We start from the raw sequence: 18,063 nt of genomic DNA on the forward strand, positions 1-18,063 counted from the left end.
CCTGTAATTCATACGTCAATATTCTCTATAATCGCAGTTAGACCTCGAAAAGCAAATAGGAAATGAAGATGAACGACAGTGAATTTCACCAGTTAGCTGACCAACTGATGCTTTATATCGAAGGGCAGTTAGATAATTATGATGGCAATGCTGATATCGACTGTGAAACCAATGGCGGCGTCATGACCCTGAGCTTTGATAATGACAGCAAAATTATTATCAATCGCCAGGAACCTTTCCATCAAATCTGGTTGGCAACCAAAGGCGGTGGTTATCATTTTGACTACAAAGAAAGTCAGTGGATTTGTGACCGCAATGGTGACAATTTTTTAACCATGCTAGCACACGCCATCAGCGAACAAAGTGGCGAACAGTTCAGTTTTCCATAATTGAACCTACCCCGCATCGCGGGGTAAATCAGTAATGTGACACAAAACGATAAGGTTCTGGCTGCTCTTCATTTTCCCCATCATGAGCCACACACAAATGTGAAAAAGATGATTCACTAAATGGAATCACCTGAATCTGGCCTTTCATTTGCACAATCTGATAAAACTGTGGCAAGTTAAAGTTGATAAAACTTGATCCGTAGGTAAACCGATCATGAGATGAAGAATAAAACCGACTGACGTCACGTACCAATTCTTCCTTACTTCCCTCACAATGAGAATAAATTTCTACCCGGTTGGTTTCATCCAGAATATAAATATTAAAACCTTGATTATCTTGCGTATTTTCGAAGAAAAATTGAATAATGCCCTCACTGGCAAAGCCATCAACCACCGCAGGCAAATGTGTCTCTTTGGTATTAATTTTCACCGGCAACCCATGCAATTTGTTATTAGAAATTGCCCCATAGAATTCCACGGCATTTTCCAATTTCTGCACAGATACGTTAAGACGTTCAAAGAACAGCCCCCAAGTCTGGCCGGCAATACGTAATGCTTTAAAACGACCAGGGTCCTGACGATTGCTGGATAAACGTAATTCAATACATTCAGATACCAGTTGCTGGATCCGGGTTCGGATAAGCCCTCGTAAATGTTCGCTGTAACAGAACACTTCAACAGCCGCTGGCGGTGCAGCATCTTGATGCATTTTACCCAATATGGTCTTCAACGCTTCCAGCACAGATTGCCCACCACTAAAGTGTAAAGTCCTCACTTCATTCCATGAATTACGATAAAGTAAGTCAATGCTTTCTACCAAACACTGTTGCGATTCACCAAAACTGAATACATCAAGCTTACGGAAATCAAAATGTACAACCTGATTGGAGAATTCAGCGGTCGGATCTTTTTCCAGATTGACAATAATTGCCAAATGGCGAATTTCACATGGGCTATAGAGTGCTTTCGGTGTCGGTGATGGCAGACGGATGGGAAAATGAGTAGAAATATCATTAATCAATTCATGCAGCTTCAGCTCATCACATTGAGTTTCGCCATGATGAATATGAATACACGATTTTTCTGTTAATAAACCGTTAAAGTAGGTCCACGACACCAGTTTATTGAGATAACGATTATATTCCAGAGGTTGATGACCAATGATCGATCCAATAGCCGGAGCCTGATTGTAGAGATACCAACCGCTACGGTTTGCACGTCCTTGAGGGACATAAATAAATGTTAAATTTTTCTCTGATAGGTCTGGCGAAATTTGCGGATTAACCAGCGTTACTTTTCCTGGCAATGCTTCAAATGCAGCATAAAGTTTACGCGTCAGCACACCAATATCCTGTGGACTGGCACTGACACTCAGATTATTACGGCGAGCAAAACGGATAAGATTACGATAGCTCTGCATCATGGTATCGAGCAGTTCATTATGCGCATCACGAACCTGTTCAATTTTCCATGAGTTGCGGTTATCCAAAATTTTCAACCGTTCTGGATCCCACTTCCACTCATAGACCAATTGGGTCAAAACCTGACGTCGCCAGCCAATGCAGCCTTTATCATCTTGATTTAGAGAGAGCTTTTCACAAACTTTTAAATAAAAACATCGACGTATTAGATCTAAACGGGTCGTATCATTAATTTCTATCAGATAACGGGTAACACGCTCAAGCATCATGCTGTATGCATCAAGGCCAAAGGAAACTATTTCACCCGCATGTAGGCGCTGTTTCATCTCCATTGCCAGTAACTTACCATTGGGATATTCCCAAGAATAGGCTTCCAGTAACAAGCTTTTTAATACGGCTTTATAAGGGGAATCGATACTTTTGTAGAGTTGCCATAAGCTAGCACCAAAGTACTCTTCAGCAGATAGTTCACCCAATCCACCGAGATCAAGCCACTCATTTGGCGTCAGAACACCTTGCGCATAAAGCGATAAAACATATTCATCATAATGGCGTTCTTCTTCTACGGGCACCATTTCCCATAACAAACGCTTACCCGCCATACGTACAGCGGTACGATAAAATTCATCAAGTAACAGAATATGCTGAGTAGAACCGCAGTCCTCACCACCGAGGCTACCACTCGCATTATGGCGAAAGCGGTTTTCATCAATAAGAAAAAAATTGACTTCAATACTAAGCGCTGCCGCCCATTGTTCAATAAGCGTACACTTACGTTGCAGCAAAAGGCGCTCATCATTATCAAGCCATGACTGATGACATACCCAGATATCCAAATCAGAACAACCGCTCTGCCCGATTGATGAAGTACTGCCCATTGAGTAAATACCGGTAATAGGAAGTTCACCATTGGCAGGCTGTTCTATGAAGTGATCTAATTTATTTTCTAAATCATTAAGATAAGATTTTTGTGCTTCATCATGCACGAAAAAACATACGCCATAGGGAACATTACCGTTAATGTAACCTGGCATCATCGGATGATGATAATGCAATAATACTGGCAGTAAACTGTATACCTGTTTAAATTCCGCACTCATGGCGGTAGAGGCGCGTTCTAACCTGAGTTGGTTTATCGCATCCAGTCTCTGCTTCAGTGTTTCGATATAAAGGTACAAGACGTCTCGCCCGATTGAGTTCCAGTGCCCAGATAAATCCCCCGTTTCCGGCTGTTATAGCTCGATGGAATTATTTAGAATGATTTTTACCAATTTATTACCGGAAACGTGATCAATTTAACACCTTGTCGATAAACCGTAAAGTCAGTAAAGCAATTGAATTCGATGCCTTATCGTACGGAAAATCAAATAATACATTGTTATATATGGGAATAATCAAAAAACCCATACCGTTTATACTTTCTTATACGAAAGAAATTTTCTCTACCCATTTTTTCAAGTTAATGCGCGTAATACCTTGTTATCATCAACCCTATAAAAATGACTCCGTTGGCTATATTTTAATTAATGATTTTTTCCATTCGGAATTCTTTAATTACAGAAATAATTTACTTGAAAAGTTAATTCATAATTAAATCAATCTATTTTTATAGATATCAAAATAATTTAAAAATTAAAATTTATTTTATGATTTAACATAACTGGCATCTCTTCTTCTCAGCCTCCTAGCTGGAAAAAAAAGTGATGAAGTGTTAAAACGAGTGCTATGTTTTTCATTTATATGACGGCTGAAAAGCCTGAGAAATACAAACATCTATGTCAACTAAAACCATCCGTATCGCAACCCGGCAAAGCCCTCTAGCCATGTGGCAGGCGCTGTATGTTCAACAAAAACTACAACAATGTCACCCAGATTTGGAAGTTCAACTGGTTCCGATGGTAACCCAGGGCGATGTTATTCTGGACACGCCTCTAGCAAAAATTGGAGGAAAAGGGCTATTTGTCAAAGAGTTAGAATTAGCTCTACTTGAAGGCCGAGCCGATATCGCCGTCCATTCAATGAAAGACGTCCCGATCTCTTTTCCTGAGGGGCTAGGTCTGGTCACTATTTGTGAACGTGATGATCCACGTGATGCTTTCGTCTCTGTGAAATATCACTCTCTTGATGAATTGCCAACAGGCAGCATCGTTGGCACATCAAGTTTACGCCGCCAGTGTCAACTCCGTGTATTCCGTCCTGATCTGATTGTCCGTGACCTTCGGGGCAATGTTGGAACCCGTCTGAACAAGTTGGATAATGGTCACTATGATGCAATTATCCTCGCCGTCGCAGGATTGAAAAGGTTAAAACTGCATGAGCGTATCCGTACGCCATTGACGGCGGAACAATCATTACCTGCCGTTGGTCAAGGCGCGGTAGGAATTGAATGCCGCCTCGACGACCAACAAACACAAACTCTGTTAGCACCATTAAACCACTATGATACAGAAGCTTGTGTTCTTGCCGAACGTGCGATGAATACCCGGCTGGAAGGAGGCTGCCAAGTACCAATAGGTAGCTATGCTATCTGGCAGGACGGGAAAATCTGGTTACGGGCATTAGTTGGCGCACCTGATGGTAGCGTTATTATTCGCGGTGAGAGAACGGCTTTCCCAAAAGATGCCTGCCAGGCAGGGGTTGAATTGGCAGAAGAGTTGTTGGAACGGGGAGCACGGGAAATTCTAACCAAAGTTTATCGAGGAAATCCCTCCACATGAGTATTCTGGTGACTCGCCCTGCTCCTGCCGGAGAGGAACTAGTCAGAAAGTTACAGGCTGCGGGAAAAACAGCTTTCAGCGCACCTTTAATCAATATTCACCCAGGTTCAGAGCTGCCACAGCTAGCTGAGAAGCTTAACCATCTAAATACCTGTGATATGGTATTTCTATTGTCAAAAAATGCAGTTTATTATGCAAACTCTCAGTTAAATAAAATTAATCTTTTATGGCCCAACAAGCTGATTTATTATGCTATCGGCAGATCAACCGCTCTGGCTTTTCATCAACTAACGGATATGAATGTTATCTGGTCATCAGAGGGTGAGACCAGCGAAATCTTGCTAAAATTACCATCACTACATCAGGTTGAAAATAAACAAGCTTTGCTGCTCAGAGGAAATGGCGGACGTGAACTTATTGCCCGGACGCTGACAGAAAGAGGCGTCACAGTTAATTATTGTGAATGTTATTTCCGCGAGCCAGTAGGCTACCCGGCAGCAGAATTCAGTGCCCACTGGCAAAAGTATGGAGTACAAACTTTAGTTGTAACCAGTGGCGAAATACTGCAACTATTATATAACTTAATACCTGAAAGTGATCGAAACAGGTGGTTATTGCATTGCCACCTGATTGTGGTAAGCGAGCGTCTTGCACATACCGCCCGGAACTTGGGCTGGCAGGATGTTAAAGTTGCAAAAAGTGCAGATAACGATGCCTTAATTCAGGCACTAGAATAAACTGACATGGGATGCCCACTATGACGGAGCAAAAACAGTCCGCCGAGACAGTTGAACAAACAAAAACTACGGTTGAAAACTTGCAACAGCTCGAAACCGCGCCTCAAAAGCAAGAACGTTCTGGTACGCTAAAAAACATTATTGCTATTGCAATCATGCTGGCAATCGGTGGCGGTCTTTATTATTACGGACAGCAACAAAGCCATTTATTGAGAGCAGAGAACCATGAGCTACGCCAACAACTGGAATCACTGAAACAACAGCAATCACAGGATAAACAGCATATTGAAGCGCTGTTTAAAGAACAATCACAGACTTTAAGCCATTTCGCCGCACAAAATGATCAGCTAGATAATAGCCTACAAGAGTTACAAGCCAAAATCTCTGCGTTATCCAGCTCTGATGTAAAAAGCTGGCTACTGGCACAAGCTGATTTTCTGGTCAAAATGGCAGGCCGGAAATTATGGAATGATCAAGATGTAGTCACCGCCGCTGCTCTGCTGAAAAATGCAGATACCAGTCTCTCTGAAATGAATGATCCAAGCCTGATTGAAATCCGTCGTGCAATTACACAAGACATCAGTACATTATCTGCCATTAGTCAGATTGATTTTGACGGCATTATCCTGCGAGTTAATCAGCTTTCTAACCAAGTAGATAACCTGCGTCTGGCTGACAATACAACCGATGGTTCGCCAATGGACGAAGATAATGATGAATTAACCGGTACATTATCTGAATGGCGCCAGAATCTGAGCAAAAGCTGGAAGAGTTTCATGGATAATTTCATTACCATCCGTCGCCGGGATACCGCAGCAGAGCCATTACTGGCACCAAATCAAGATATCTATCTACGAGAGAATATCCGAGCCCGTCTGTTGATTGCCGCCCAAGCAATACCGCGTCATCAAGGTGAAGTTTTTAAACAATCATTAGAAACGGTTTCAACTTGGGTTAGAGCTTACTTTGATATCAATGATCCCAATACCAAAGCATTCTTGGAAGAAATTGATTCATTAAGCCAGCAACCTGTTTCCATCACTGCGCCAGACCACCTTTCAAGCCAGCCTTTACTGGAAAAACTGATGCAAACCCGGGTTCGCAGCCTACTTTCCCAATCTTCTGAAACCAATCAGGAGGGTTAAGTTATGCTGAAAGTTCTATTACTGTTTGTGGTACTCATTGTTGGTATTGTGCTTGGCCCAATCGTTGCCGGCCATCAGGGATATGTTCTGATTCAAACTGACAATTACAACATTGAAACCAGTGTTACCGGCCTGTTTATTATATTTGTTCTTTTACAACTGGCACTCTGCCTCCTTGGCTGGTGCTACCGCAGAGTTATACGCACAGGCTCACGTACCCGTGGCTGGTTCCTTGGACGCAAACGCAGCCGTGCCCATGCTCAAACAAAAGCAGCGCTGATCAAACTGGCAGAAGGCGATTTCAAACAAGTTGAGCAATTACTGACCCGTAACGCTGACCATGCAGAACAACCTGTGGTCAACTACTTACTGGCGGCTGAAGCAGCCCAACAACGCGGAGATGAATTTCGTACCAATCAATATTTACAACGCGCGGCAGAAGTCGCAGATAATAACCAGTTGCCTGTGGATATTACCCGTGTACGTATTCAACTCACGCAAGGTGAAATTCACGCAGCCCGTCATGGTGTAGACAAGCTATTAAATCAAGCTTCACGTCATCCAGAAGTCTTACGCTTGGCTGAACAGGCTTATATGAAGTCAGGAGCTTACCAGTCACTGATTGATATACTACCGGTAATGGAAAAAATCCATCTACATGATGAGTTACAAATTCACAAATTGCGCCAGCAAGCCTATATCGGTCTGATGAATCAGTACATGGCAGAACAAGGCAGCGAAGGCTTAAAACGTTGGTGGCACGATCAAAGCCGAAAAATTCGCCATGATGTGGCTTTACAAGTTGCAATATCTGAACACTTAATTGAATGTGATGACCATGAAACTGCACAAAAGATCATCCTGGAAAGTTTAAAACGTCAATACGACGAACGTTTACTCTTATTGATCCCACGCTTAAAAAGCGAAGATCCAAAGCCGATACAAAACGCATTGGATCATCAGTTAAAACAACATGGTTCAACTCCCTTGCTAAACAGTACGCTCGGACAAGTTGCTTTGCGTCACGGAGAATGGGAAAAAGCAGTAAAAGACTTTAAAACCGCATTAGCCCAACGTCCTGATGCACATGATTATGCATGGTTAGCAGACGCATTGGATAAACTGCGTAAACCAGAAGAGGCCGCACAGGTTCGTCGTGAAGGATTAATGCTCACTTTGAAGCGCGAGAGTAATGTCGTGAAGAGTGATCTCGTTAATAGCAATAGTGCTGTAATGTCGTGATCTCTCATCCATTATTAGCAAGTCTTCATGCCGATGATTAAAAATGCCCCGCACGGGGTAATGTCAGTCAGTTAAGCAACTGACTGGCTGTTTTTCTGAGCCTTTCTGTACTTATATGGCCTTTCCTTTACCACTATCGGGAAGGCCCTTTCCCTCCTTGTCGGCAACTTCAGTGACTACGCTATACTTTCCAGGCCTCGCATCAGTTCTGGGATTCTGCCCGGCGAAGCACCCTGTAACATCATCAGCATTCTCATTACCATGCCGCACGATTCTGAGAAGCTCAGTTGATTCGGCCAATAACGCGCCCCATAGCTCCTGCTCCACCAGTTCCGGCTTTTTACTCCTCAGGGGTTAATTTGTTCAGTAACATATAACATAGTCTGTTTGATTTCGCGATAACCCAGCTCTATTTCCCACCGGTGGCTGTAAAGATCTACCATCTCATCTCCCGGATAACGCATGGCGTGAGTCATGGTATTTCTAGTTTAAATCAGGAACAAAAAGATAAACTAGAACACATTATTAATGAACAAAAAAACTAGCTGACGAAGATCTTCAAGCAGCTAGCAGAAATTTTATGAGTATAACGCATGAAGAACTTTTTTATATCAAAGTTATATTTCACAAATTCAAAGTGGCGAACGAATTTATTTTGAAAATAATTATGATTTCGCTAAGGAAGCAAAAATACAAGTTGTCGATCCTCTGTGGGCTATTGTAGGTGCAACAGTAAGCGGAACTTTGAAAGATACCAAGGCTGAAAATATTGGCGATAAATATAATATATCTGGCGTAATAAATTATAGATTTTATGACGAATTTACAGACCCATACGATATGAAAGATTTAATTGGTAAAGAGTGGAATCCTAATGGAACTCCGTTTGATATCACAGGGGAGTGGAAAAAAATGTAAATTTCCAGGTCGATAAAGATGTTTATGAAAACAAAGTCAAGCCATTGATTGAAAAGCAATAGCATTAATATCCATCATCAAAGGTCGCACATTAAATGCGTGACCTTATACAAAAAACAATTAAAAAAACCATTGATACATAATCATAGGAGAAACATGGCTGAATATTGCAATAATAGTCATTAATAACGACACTAATATGGTTTTTTTAAATTTCTTCCTAATATAGAATAATTAGCTACCATAGATAGCATAAAAAAAATCACAAATATCGACAAAAGAAAAGCAATTAATAACATAACACAATCCATTATTGAAGAAATTGTCTGTAATATTACATCAAATGAGGATCAATTTTTAATGGGAAAAATTGAGACTTATGTCACATCTATTGATATTTCAGATAAATTTTTCTGACCTATTAGCGGAAGTGGCCGAGGCCAATTTTTTATCACCACATCAGTAATATCAAAAACGACCGCTCGTCAAGTGAGAGCGTTTCTGGTGGGAAAGTCTGAGGAAGAGGTGTTCTTAACATAGCAGTAAGCTCCGTTTGGTGAATGGGATTTAATTAAAACAAAGTGCCGGATAAAAAACCAGCACTTTGTCAATAATCTGAATGCCCCACACGGGGCATTTTTCTAACCATATTTCTTAGCAAAATCTTCATCGGAAGTGCAAAGATAAATAATAAATTCAATAAATGAGATAAGTGCAGGGATAAATGTCCAGCAAAATAACAGATATAAAATCCCCATACCGATTTTGCCCAGATAAAATTTATGAGCGCCAAAGGAACCAAGAAAAAACGCCAACAGTGCAGCAACAATGCGGCTTTGACTACCAGAAGAATAGGCCCTTATCATCGCGCCACAATGTGGGCACGATTGTGCAGACTCATGCAACATTCGACCACAACCAAAGCATCCAATCATTTTTGACATCAATATTCCCCTTAAGATAAGTTTAGGAATGAAGTAGCTAGATTAATTTTATATTAAAAAAACTAACCATCATATTTTCAGTTCTGTTTATATTAGATAGTAATATCTAAACAGTATATAAACCTACCAGATATATCTTTTAAAAATAAAAAAAACACCTACCTTAAAAACAAAAGATAGGTGTACAAATACAATCAGGTCTACAGACGGATAGTGCCTCACTCAACGTTGAGTCCGGTCGGCGATGAAAATTACTCATCTGTGACATGGACAATAGGCACCGATAATCGGCTCTGCATCATCCCTGGGTTTATGAAGCATATGCAATCATAAGAAATAGGATGAGCATCTACGTTTGTAACAATGCATTTAATGTGCCAGCTTTTATTTAAATGAAAACTGCCTCGCTTCATCAGCTATTTCTCTATTTATTACAACAAGAAATCGAATCATCACAAAATCCATCTCATGCACTGTCTCTTATTTGAGACAAAACATAAGGTATTTATTATTTTCATTATAATTCAATTTGTTATAAGTCTCTTATTTGAGACAGCTAGTATATCGATTGTCTTCAAAATACAAAAAATAAAAAATTACCATATAAAACAAATAGTTATTTTTAAAAAATAATCCACTAAATTTGAATCAACAGAGCACAACTTAAAGGTATATGGATCAGGAAAGGGAACAAAAAATCAGGGGGACAAAAAGGGATAAAACGCAAAAAACCCTGCAATGCAGGGTTCTTTTGGAATTTGGTCGGCGAGAGAGGATTCGAACCTCCGACCCACTGGTCCCAAACCAGTTGCGCTACCAAGCTGCGCTACTCGCCGAAATTTTCTACTCTTTCTTTTCTCTTTTTTATGGTGCGAAAGGGGGGACTTGAACCCCCACGTCCATAAGGACACTAACACCTGAAGCTAGCGCGTCTACCAATTCCGCCACCCTCGCATGTCACAAAAAAGATGGGGTGGCTAATGGGACTCGAACCCACGACAACTGGAATCACAATCCAGGGCTCTACCAACTGAGCTATAGCCACCATAACAGCTATTTACTGCTAAATACTTATTACCAACGGCGCAATACATCACCGCAGCTCTTGCACGCAAATAATGGCGCACCCGACAGGATTCGAACCTGAGACCTCTGCCTCCGGAGGGCAGCGCTCTATCCAGCTGAGCTACGGGCGCTTAACGCCGTTTCGGGTGGGGATAGTACGGATTTAATGATATACTGTCCAGTGCTTTTTTAAAGAAATGATGCGTTTGATTACACCTTACTCATTTCGTAGATAAAGCCAGCTCTTAACTTCCCTATTCACTACCACCGTGACAGTAAATCAATCTATCAGGCTTTTGGTTTTTTACCGTTAAAAAGCTTCACCAACCAATAAATCAGCGACACCATTAATAAAAATCCCCCACCGACCAGCAATGAGAAACGAGTATCCGGGTTAATTGCCATCCCTATCAACACACAACATAAAAATGCTAATGTCAGGTAATTTACATAAGGGAACAAAATGGATTTAAAACCATGTTGTTTCATTGCCTGCTGATGATACTGACGAAAACGCAATTGGCTTATCAGAATAACAAACCACGGTACCATTCCTGGTAACACACTGGCGCTATAAACATAAACAAAAACCGCCTGCGGATTTGGGATCAAGTAATTCAAACTAGAGCCCACAATCAAACACAAGATAGTGATGGCAATACAGATTACCGGCACCCCATTCTTTGACAATTTAGTCAGTGATGAAGGTAGCTGATGGTTTTGCGCCAACGCATAAAGCATCCGCCCACCACTGTACATGCCGCTGTTACAGCCGGAAAGCGCAGCCGTCAATACAACAAAGTTAATCACGGCTGCCGCAGAGGTGATCCCCACTTTGGTAAATGTCATTACAAACGGGCTACCCTGTGAACCCACTTCTGTCCATGGAAATAATGTAACTACAATGAAAATCGCACCCACGTAGAAAATCAGGATACGCCAGAGAATATTGTTAATCGCTTTTTTCAATGTCACCTGAGGGTTCTTCGCTTCCCCCGCAGTGATACCAACCAACTCCACACCCTGATAAGATGCAACCACAATACAGAGCGCAAACAGAAACCCTTGCCAATTACCCGCAAAGAAACCACCATGCGCAGTCAGATTACCCAATCCAATAGGCTGCCATTGATTACCAATACCGAAAAATATCAATCCCAAGCCAATCAGGATCATGACAATAATTGTGGTCACCTTAATCATGGCAAACCAAAATTCCAGCTCACCATAAAGACGTACCGCCGCAAGGTTAGCCAAAGCGACCAATGCCACCGCAATCAATGCCGATACCCACTGAGGAAGTTCAGGGAACCAAAACTCGGCATAAACCCCGATAGCCGTTATTTCTGATATTCCTACCGCCACCCACATAAACCAATAGCCCCAAGCGGTGAGGCATCCCCAGTATGGGCTGAGATATTTATGTCCAAAAGAGGCGAAAGAACCCGTGACAGGTTCAAGAAACAGCATTTCTCCCATCGATCGCATAATGAAAAAAACAAAAATTCCGGCAATAATATAAGCCAGCAAAACGGAAGGACCAGCCCATTTCAGTGTGCTGGCCGAGCCCATAAACAGACCGACACCAATTGTGCCGCCTAGTGCGATCAGCTCTATATGACGGGCTTCTAAACCCCGTTGCAAGCTATGTTGTTGATCTGCCATAAATTCCCTGTCCATTGTTATATGTTGTAATATGCAATAATAAAAACATACAAGACTGATGTTGATCAGCCATAAAAAGGTCAGGGATCAAAACATGTTTTTCCACTGAGTGGAATAAAAAATTATCTAATAATTAACTATAAATAGTGAAAATCTGGCAGGATAAAACTGTTAGATAAATATTGTGGAATAAATTCATTGTATCGCCTGACGAAAGCATCACCTGACGAAAATTTACACGACAGGCAAGAAGCGGGTTTACAGACGACCACTATAATAATATCCAAGAAATTTCAGTAAGTTAAACTGGCGACGAATACGGCTTGGTTGTGATAACAAGCGATAAAGCCATTCAAGCCCCAAATTCTGCCATGCTTTTGGCGCACGTTTCACATGGCCGGTAAATACGTCATAAGTACCGCCAACGCCCATATACAACGCATCCGAATGAATTTTTCGACAGTCACGCATAAAGACCTCCTGTTTAGGCGATCCCATTGCAACTGTCACAATCACCGCACCGCTGGCATGAATCCGTTCAAAAACAGCATTACGTTCTTCTGGCGTGAAATAACCGTTCTGGCTGCCAACAATATTGACGTTCCACTGAGCCCGTAGCTTGCTTTCAGTCTGTTTCAATATCTCTGGTTTACCTCCAACCAGAAAAATAGGTGTACCTTCTTTGCCGGCACGTTCCATGATGGCTTCCCATAAATCAGCACCCGCTACACGAGAAACTTCAGCATCAGGGTATTTACGGCGAATAGCACGTACAATACTGATACCATCAGCATACAGATATTCTGCGTCACTCAGCAGTGTGCTTAAAGCTGTATCTTCTTCTGCCGTCAGAACTTTTTCCGCATTAATCGCTACCATAGTACCCGTCTTTACCTGTCCGCGTTGAAAAATATGGTCAAGAAAGTGCGCCATATCGCGGAAGCCCCAAATATTCAGGCCACGAATACTGTATTTAGGAATATTGCTTAGCTCCATTTTCTTCCCTTACATTGCAACAGACGTTTTTGTGATACAACCAGGTTGCTTTCTAATAAGCCCTGCACTCTCAAATAGCCAATACAACAACTTAGCAATTACCAGACATAAGCCAAAAATAATACAGAAAAATACCACACGAGAAACAAATGAATCCACACCTTCACGGGCCAATACTATCATGTTGAAGATCGCGCCAAAGCAAAATGCCTGCAAAATAGCGGCCTTATAACGATTAGTCTCCTGTTTTCCTAATTCATAAATCCAGTCAAACCACTTAATTATCAATCCAACAACAATCGCACCAACCGGAATAAACAGCACGCCCCCCATCACAACCAGAGAACCTATCAGAGTTGGAGAAATTGCCAGACCAGAGTGATTATCCAGTACTTCCCAGGTAAAATAATTCGCAGAATTCAACACAGCATCAGGGCGTCCTGGCCAAAGCCAGCTTGGAATAAAGACATAGAAATCACGGACAATAGGCGCTAATCCCTGAAAATCAATTTTGTCGTAATTATTCAGCAGTAACGCAAGATTTTCCCACGGAGAAAAAGTGTCCCTTGTAAGATAGAGAAAAGTATAAAACGCTTCCGCACCACTGACATCCAAACTATAACGTTTGAGTGCCAACCAAAACATGCCAACAATCCCTATTGCGCCCGCCGTTACCAACATCCACAAGGTTATCCAGCCACGCACAATGCCAATAAACAGAAACAACGCGAACGCAATGATAATATTAGCGCGTGTTCCGCCAACAATGACATAAGTCAGTATCCCAAAAGCAACTGTGCTCATCAGAAAAAACAACCAGCGTAACTGTGTCGGCTTCAAGAAATAAACCACCAACATGGCAGGAATAAAGAAGTAAAAGAATCGCTTTAGGGCAACACCAGAAACCTGACTGGAAAAAATTTGACTGTACGACTGTAACTTAAACAGTAGAAAACCGTTTTGCATAAAGAACAGACCCACTGTCACCACCGCAACCAATGCCAGTAGTAACCATGTAAAGTTAGTTTCTACCCGGTTCATGGTGAATACAGGTGCTTTAGGCTGTATAGACGGCTTTCTTAGCCGTGTTTTATAACTGACGTAATAAATACCATAAAAACAGGTCGAAGCCAGTAGAGCGTGTAGTAAGGCGTCTACAGGCACCACTTCAACATCAAATTGGAAAACCAACAAACACGTCAGTGGAAAGCCAAAATAGAATGTCAGCAAATAAAGCAATGAGAAGAATATATTAAAATTAAAACGTACACGCCGGAATTCCTGATAAGTCAACGTCAGGATGAAAACCAGCGATATTAAATAAACAGCAAATAATCCGCCAAACTGCGTTAAATTCATTATTGCTGCTCTCCCGCCGCTTTCGCCAGCGCCTGTCGCCAGCCATCAATAAAGTTCGGACTAAAGAAAGCTATCGCATTTCTGTCTAGGGAGAGCATCTGACGTTGCGCTTCTGCAATCAGTTGATTATCTAAAGGATCACCGGAGAAAAATACCGGCACCTGTTGTTCTATTAAATCTCGCCAAAAAAGATTCTGACGACTGAGTACAGATGGCACACCAAATTGTATCAACAAACAAATTGTTCCAATCCCCTGCTGGCGATTAAACATGAAATACCCTAAATTACAACGGCGCAACAATGCCAGATAATCACCAAACGCCATATTCTGCTTAATAATGTTCAAATTTTCTGGCCGGAACAATGATAAAGCAGCCTGTTCAACCTGATTAATATAAACCTGATTGTTTTCAGGATAACCCATTGGGATAATGATTCGCACCTTATCGCCAAACTGCTTATGAATTGCTTTCAATGCCGTAATATGGCGGTTCGATCGATCACCGGAATTCCCCAACAAAATTGTCATTTTACCATCTTCAACAGGTATTCTTTCCGCAATTGTCAAAGCAGGTTCCATTCTGGTTGGAAAATAGAGCAATGATGTTGGTACGTCCGGATGATGTTGAGAATAAAAATAGAGATCTCCACGAACCGCAAACACATGCCCTACCCGGCGCTGTGCCAGACGACGCAAGAAATAGAATAGACGAAATTTTAACTGACAGGAGTCTTCATACAGATCCGCTCCCCAAACATGCCACCAAAACTGATTACGTTTGATTTTTCCTGACAACAGCGCCAACCACAAACTCACATTAAATTGGCCGTGAAAAAAAAACCGACAATCTCTATCTGAACGTGCTTGAGCAATAACAGCCTGTGCCAGAGATTTTTTACTATCAAAGAATGCCATATCCAATGCCGGGCAATCATCCAATAAAGCGCGATTTCTGGTCACTACCATAAACTTCGGTTTGGCTAAAAAACCAATTTCGTGCGCTAAGACATCATTAAAAAAGCGCAATACCGTTCGATTGTGATGTGGGATATCAGATCCCAAAACGTGAATGAGGGTTGTCATGCTCGCCTACGATAAATAAGAAATGCACCACAACAAAGGGTGAAATAAATAATGTAAGTTGCCATATAGGCTTGTGCTGCACCTAACGCTCCATTTACAGGAATAAGCCAGTGGGCAAAACCAGTAAGCAATAAAAACTGACTAACTTCTGTCAACACATAAAAACGTAACGCAGCCTTGGCAATCACCAGATAACCAAAAACATAAGCACCTACTTTCAGAACATCACCCACCAACTGCCAGGCAAATAGATCACGCATAGCAGTAAATTTGTCAGAAAATAGTAACCAAATGGCAAAATCACGCAGCAGCCATACAGTAAAACTTGCAACGGCCACAGCAGGCAAAACAAATTTCAGCGCCTTAATTATCTCATTTGATATTTCGCTCTTACCCTGCAATCGTGAAAGTGTTGGCAACAGATAAACACTAAAAGATGCTGTGATAAATTGCAGGTAAGCATCGGAAATACTGCTTACACCTTGCCAGATACCCACTTCGTACCAACTATAATGCGCTGCCAGCAAATTTCGCATCAAAATGTAGGCAACTGGTAAAGTAATGGAAGTCAACAGGGCCATAAGGGTAAACTTGCCAAGCTGACCAACCAATACCTTATCCCACATGGGTTTAAAACTTGAAATCGATACCGCTTTGAGACGCCAAACCATCAATCCCGCGGGAAATATGATTAATGCTGGCACTAAAGCCAAACCCGCCAAAGCACCTCCATACCCACCAAGGATAAAACAGAGATAATAGGCAATCACACCTATCACGCTACCAAAAATAATCGCCAGCGCATTCCTCTGTGCATCTCGGTATCCCTTCAAAATAGCCAAAAAATAGTTGGCAAAAGCAATCCCCATTTGAATAAAAGCGAGAGCCTGCACAACTGGCTTATAATCTTGATGGCCAAATAACCCTATACTGATAGACCCGCTAAACAGCAAAAAAATCACTGCCAACAGCGTGGAAAACCCAAGAATAATGGTAGAAGATGTTCCCAGTACCGCCCGCAACCTTTCCGGCTGTTGCTGATATTCAGCAACATATTTAGTCACACCATTAAAAATACCGGCACCAGCCAACACCCCAAGCACAGTGATAAGCTGACGAAAATTACCCGCCTGCCCAACCCCGCTGGGGCCAAAAGCAACTGCCAGTAATTTAACGATTAAAAGCCCCACACCGATTTTTATCAGTGTGGAGCCCGCAGTCCATATTGATGCTTTAGCCAACGACATATCAGGCGAAGTATTCTCGAATATGTTTAATGACGATCTGCTGTTCAGCGTCTGTTATGTTGTAAAACATCGGCAAGCGCACCAGACGATCACTTTCACAGGTAGTAAAACAGTCTTCTCCGTGAAAACGGCCAAATTTTTCACCGCCGGGGCTAGTGTGCAGAGAAACATAATGGAATACCGTTAATACACCCGCGTCCTTCATATAGCTATTGAATGCCGAGCGTTCTTCAACATCTTTCAGCTTGATATAGAACATATGAGCATTATGCTCCAACCCTTCCGGTATGACGGGCAATGTCAGGAGACCATCATCAGCCAGCGGTTTTAATGTTTGATAATAGGTATTCCACAAGGCAAGGCGACGTTCATTGATTGTCTCAGCTTTCGCTAATTGCGCCCACAAATAAGCAGCCTGAAGCTCCGACATCAGATAACTCGAACCGATATCGCGCCAAGTATATTTATCAACTTGACCACGGAAAAACTGACTACGATTAGTCCCTTTTTCGCGAACAATTTCCGCACGGGAAATCAGTGATTGATCATTGATAAGCGCTGCACCACCTTCACCACCAGAAGAGTAGTTTTTGGTTTCGTGAAAACTGTAGCAACCAATGTGTCCGATAGTTCCCAGTGCGCGTCCTTTATAAGTAGACATTACCCCCTGTGCAGCATCTTCCACGACAAACAGATTATATTTCTCTGCCAAGGCCATGATGGTATCCATTTCACAGGCTACGCCGGCGTAATGCACTGGAACAATCACGCGTGTTTTAGCTGTAATTGCTGCTTCGATTTTGGTTTCATCAATATTCATGGTATCCGGACGAATATCCACGAATACAATGGTTGCTCCACGCAGCACAAACGCGTTAGAACTAGAAACGAAAGTGAAGCTCGGCATAATAACTTCATCACCGGGTTGAACATTCAGCAAAATAGCCGCCATTTCCAGTGAAGCTGTACAGGATGGCGTCAATAAAACTTTCGGGCAATTGAAATGTTGTTCCATCCACTCTTCACAACGCTTGGTGAAACCACCATCCCCGCAAAGCTTACCGCTCTCCATTGCTTGCTTCATGTAATCTAATTCAGTGCCAACGACTGGTGGTCTGTTAAATGGAATCATT

Annotated in this window: 14 protein-coding genes, 4 tRNA genes and 1 pseudogene; 6 read left to right on the forward strand and 13 right to left on the reverse strand. The window is 42.0% G+C overall.

The window, feature by feature from the left end:
• Window positions 1-68: 68 nt before the first annotated feature.
• Complete coding sequence (gene cyaY, locus AACQ83_RS09680) at window positions 69-389, forward strand: iron donor protein CyaY (protein ID WP_112877291.1); 321 nt, start codon at window positions 69-71, stop codon at window positions 387-389.
• A gap of 28 nt (window positions 390-417) precedes the next feature.
• Here the strand turns inward: cyaY and AACQ83_RS09685 are convergent, their stop codons facing one another.
• Window positions 418-2,988, reverse strand: a complete 2,571-nt coding sequence (locus tag AACQ83_RS09685) for a class I adenylate cyclase (RefSeq protein WP_112877292.1) — start codon at window positions 2,986-2,988, stop codon at window positions 418-420.
• A 597-nt stretch (window positions 2,989-3,585) separates the two neighbouring features.
• Here AACQ83_RS09685 and hemC point away from each other — a divergent pair.
• From hemC to hemY, 4 genes are read left to right on the forward strand one after another with little or no spacing between them, the layout of a single operon-like run.
• Window positions 3,586-4,527: a hydroxymethylbilane synthase gene (gene hemC, locus AACQ83_RS09690; RefSeq protein WP_112877293.1), complete on the forward strand. Its 942-nt coding sequence runs from the start codon at window positions 3,586-3,588 to the stop codon at window positions 4,525-4,527.
• Window positions 4,524-5,264, forward strand: a complete 741-nt coding sequence (gene hemD / locus AACQ83_RS09695) for a uroporphyrinogen-III synthase (RefSeq protein WP_112877294.1) — start codon at window positions 4,524-4,526, stop codon at window positions 5,262-5,264. The genes hemC and hemD overlap by 4 nt, the downstream gene beginning before the upstream one ends.
• A 20-nt stretch (window positions 5,265-5,284) precedes the next feature.
• Window positions 5,285-6,409, forward strand: coding sequence for a uroporphyrinogen-III C-methyltransferase (hemX, locus tag AACQ83_RS09700; protein ID WP_112877295.1), 1,125 nt, complete (start codon window positions 5,285-5,287; stop codon window positions 6,407-6,409).
• 3 nt (window positions 6,410-6,412) lie between these two features.
• On the forward strand, window positions 6,413-7,651 hold the full coding sequence (gene hemY / locus AACQ83_RS09705) for a protoheme IX biogenesis protein HemY (RefSeq protein WP_112877296.1): 1,239 nt from the start codon (window positions 6,413-6,415) through the stop codon (window positions 7,649-7,651).
• A 71-nt stretch (window positions 7,652-7,722) separates the two neighbouring features.
• Here hemY and AACQ83_RS09710 read toward each other — a convergent pair.
• Window positions 7,723-8,130: pseudogene (locus tag AACQ83_RS09710) on the reverse strand (IS4 family transposase); the annotation flags it as partial.
• 265 nt (window positions 8,131-8,395) lie between these two features.
• Here AACQ83_RS09710 and AACQ83_RS09715 point away from each other — a divergent pair.
• A complete protein-coding gene (locus AACQ83_RS09715) occupies window positions 8,396-8,569 on the forward strand; it encodes a hypothetical protein (RefSeq protein ID WP_158537765.1) in 174 nt (57 codons plus the stop codon).
• Between the two features lie 641 nt (window positions 8,570-9,210).
• On the opposite strand, the gene AACQ83_RS09720 is transcribed toward AACQ83_RS09715, so the two are convergent.
• The 11 genes from AACQ83_RS09720 to rffA all read right to left on the reverse strand — a co-directional run bounded on the left by AACQ83_RS09720 (window position 9,211) and on the right by rffA (window position 18,062).
• Complete coding sequence (locus AACQ83_RS09720) at window positions 9,211-9,513, reverse strand: NINE protein (RefSeq protein WP_112877297.1); 303 nt, start codon at window positions 9,511-9,513, stop codon at window positions 9,211-9,213.
• Between the two features lie 759 nt (window positions 9,514-10,272).
• Window positions 10,273-10,349: transfer RNA gene (locus AACQ83_RS09725), tRNA-Pro, on the reverse strand.
• Window positions 10,350-10,380: 31 nt separating this feature from the next.
• Window positions 10,381-10,467, reverse strand: a tRNA-Leu gene (locus tag AACQ83_RS09730).
• Between the two features lie 15 nt (window positions 10,468-10,482).
• Window positions 10,483-10,558 (reverse strand) — tRNA-His (locus AACQ83_RS09735).
• A gap of 74 nt (window positions 10,559-10,632) precedes the next feature.
• Window positions 10,633-10,709, reverse strand: a tRNA-Arg gene (locus AACQ83_RS09740).
• 157 nt (window positions 10,710-10,866) lie between these two features.
• Window positions 10,867-12,243: a bifunctional threonine/serine APC transporter ThrP gene (gene thrP / locus AACQ83_RS09745; protein WP_112877298.1), complete on the reverse strand. Its 1,377-nt coding sequence runs from the start codon at window positions 12,241-12,243 to the stop codon at window positions 10,867-10,869.
• A 258-nt stretch (window positions 12,244-12,501) separates the two neighbouring features.
• A complete protein-coding gene (gene wecG / locus AACQ83_RS09750) occupies window positions 12,502-13,239 on the reverse strand; it encodes a lipopolysaccharide N-acetylmannosaminouronosyltransferase (protein ID WP_112877299.1) in 738 nt (245 codons plus the stop codon).
• A 9-nt stretch (window positions 13,240-13,248) separates the two neighbouring features.
• A complete protein-coding gene (gene wzyE / locus AACQ83_RS09755) occupies window positions 13,249-14,598 on the reverse strand; it encodes an ECA oligosaccharide polymerase (RefSeq protein ID WP_112877300.1) in 1,350 nt (449 codons plus the stop codon).
• Window positions 14,598-15,683 carry a TDP-N-acetylfucosamine:lipid II N-acetylfucosaminyltransferase gene (locus AACQ83_RS09760; protein ID WP_112877301.1) on the reverse strand — a complete coding sequence of 362 codons (1,086 nt, stop codon included), beginning with the start codon at window positions 15,681-15,683 and terminating at the stop codon, window positions 14,598-14,600. The genes wzyE and AACQ83_RS09760 overlap by 1 nt, the downstream gene beginning before the upstream one ends.
• On the reverse strand, window positions 15,680-16,930 hold the full coding sequence (gene wzxE, locus AACQ83_RS09765) for a lipid III flippase WzxE (RefSeq protein WP_112877302.1): 1,251 nt from the start codon (window positions 16,928-16,930) through the stop codon (window positions 15,680-15,682). Before wzxE ends, AACQ83_RS09760 begins: the two co-directional genes overlap by 4 nt.
• Before the next feature lies 1 nt (window position 16,931).
• Window positions 16,932-18,062: a dTDP-4-amino-4,6-dideoxygalactose transaminase gene (gene rffA, locus AACQ83_RS09770; protein ID WP_112877303.1), complete on the reverse strand. Its 1,131-nt coding sequence runs from the start codon at window positions 18,060-18,062 to the stop codon at window positions 16,932-16,934.
• Between the last annotated feature and the right edge of the window lies 1 nt (window position 18,063).

The organism is Photorhabdus sp. S10-54 (assembly GCF_963878145.1).
Classification (GTDB): domain Bacteria; phylum Pseudomonadota; class Gammaproteobacteria; order Enterobacterales; family Enterobacteriaceae; genus Photorhabdus; species Photorhabdus kayaii.

Bases quoted from the DNA above. Each gene is read 5' to 3' on its own strand.
- AACQ83_RS09720 (WP_112877297.1), bottom strand. From the start codon at position 9,513: ATGTCAAAAATGATTGGATGCTTTGGTTGTGGTCGAATGTTGCATGAG.
- hemC (WP_112877293.1), top strand. From the start codon at position 3,586: ATGTCAACTAAAACCATCCGTATCGCAACCCGGCAAAGCCCTCTAGCC.
- hemX (WP_112877295.1), top strand. From the start codon at position 5,285: ATGACGGAGCAAAAACAGTCCGCCGAGACAGTTGAACAAACAAAAACT.
- rffA (WP_112877303.1), bottom strand. From the start codon at position 18,062: ATGATTCCATTTAACAGACCACCAGTCGTTGGCACTGAATTAGATTAC.
- wzyE (WP_112877300.1), bottom strand. From the start codon at position 14,598: ATGAATTTAACGCAGTTTGGCGGATTATTTGCTGTTTATTTAATATCG.
- wecG (WP_112877299.1), bottom strand. From the start codon at position 13,239: ATGGAGCTAAGCAATATTCCTAAATACAGTATTCGTGGCCTGAATATT.
- AACQ83_RS09760 (WP_112877301.1), bottom strand. From the start codon at position 15,683: ATGACAACCCTCATTCACGTTTTGGGATCTGATATCCCACATCACAAT.
- hemD (WP_112877294.1), top strand. From the start codon at position 4,524: ATGAGTATTCTGGTGACTCGCCCTGCTCCTGCCGGAGAGGAACTAGTC.
- hemY (WP_112877296.1), top strand. From the start codon at position 6,413: ATGCTGAAAGTTCTATTACTGTTTGTGGTACTCATTGTTGGTATTGTG.
- thrP (WP_112877298.1), bottom strand. From the start codon at position 12,243: ATGGCAGATCAACAACATAGCTTGCAACGGGGTTTAGAAGCCCGTCAT.
- wzxE (WP_112877302.1), bottom strand. From the start codon at position 16,930: ATGTCGTTGGCTAAAGCATCAATATGGACTGCGGGCTCCACACTGATA.
- cyaY (WP_112877291.1), top strand. From the start codon at position 69: ATGAACGACAGTGAATTTCACCAGTTAGCTGACCAACTGATGCTTTAT.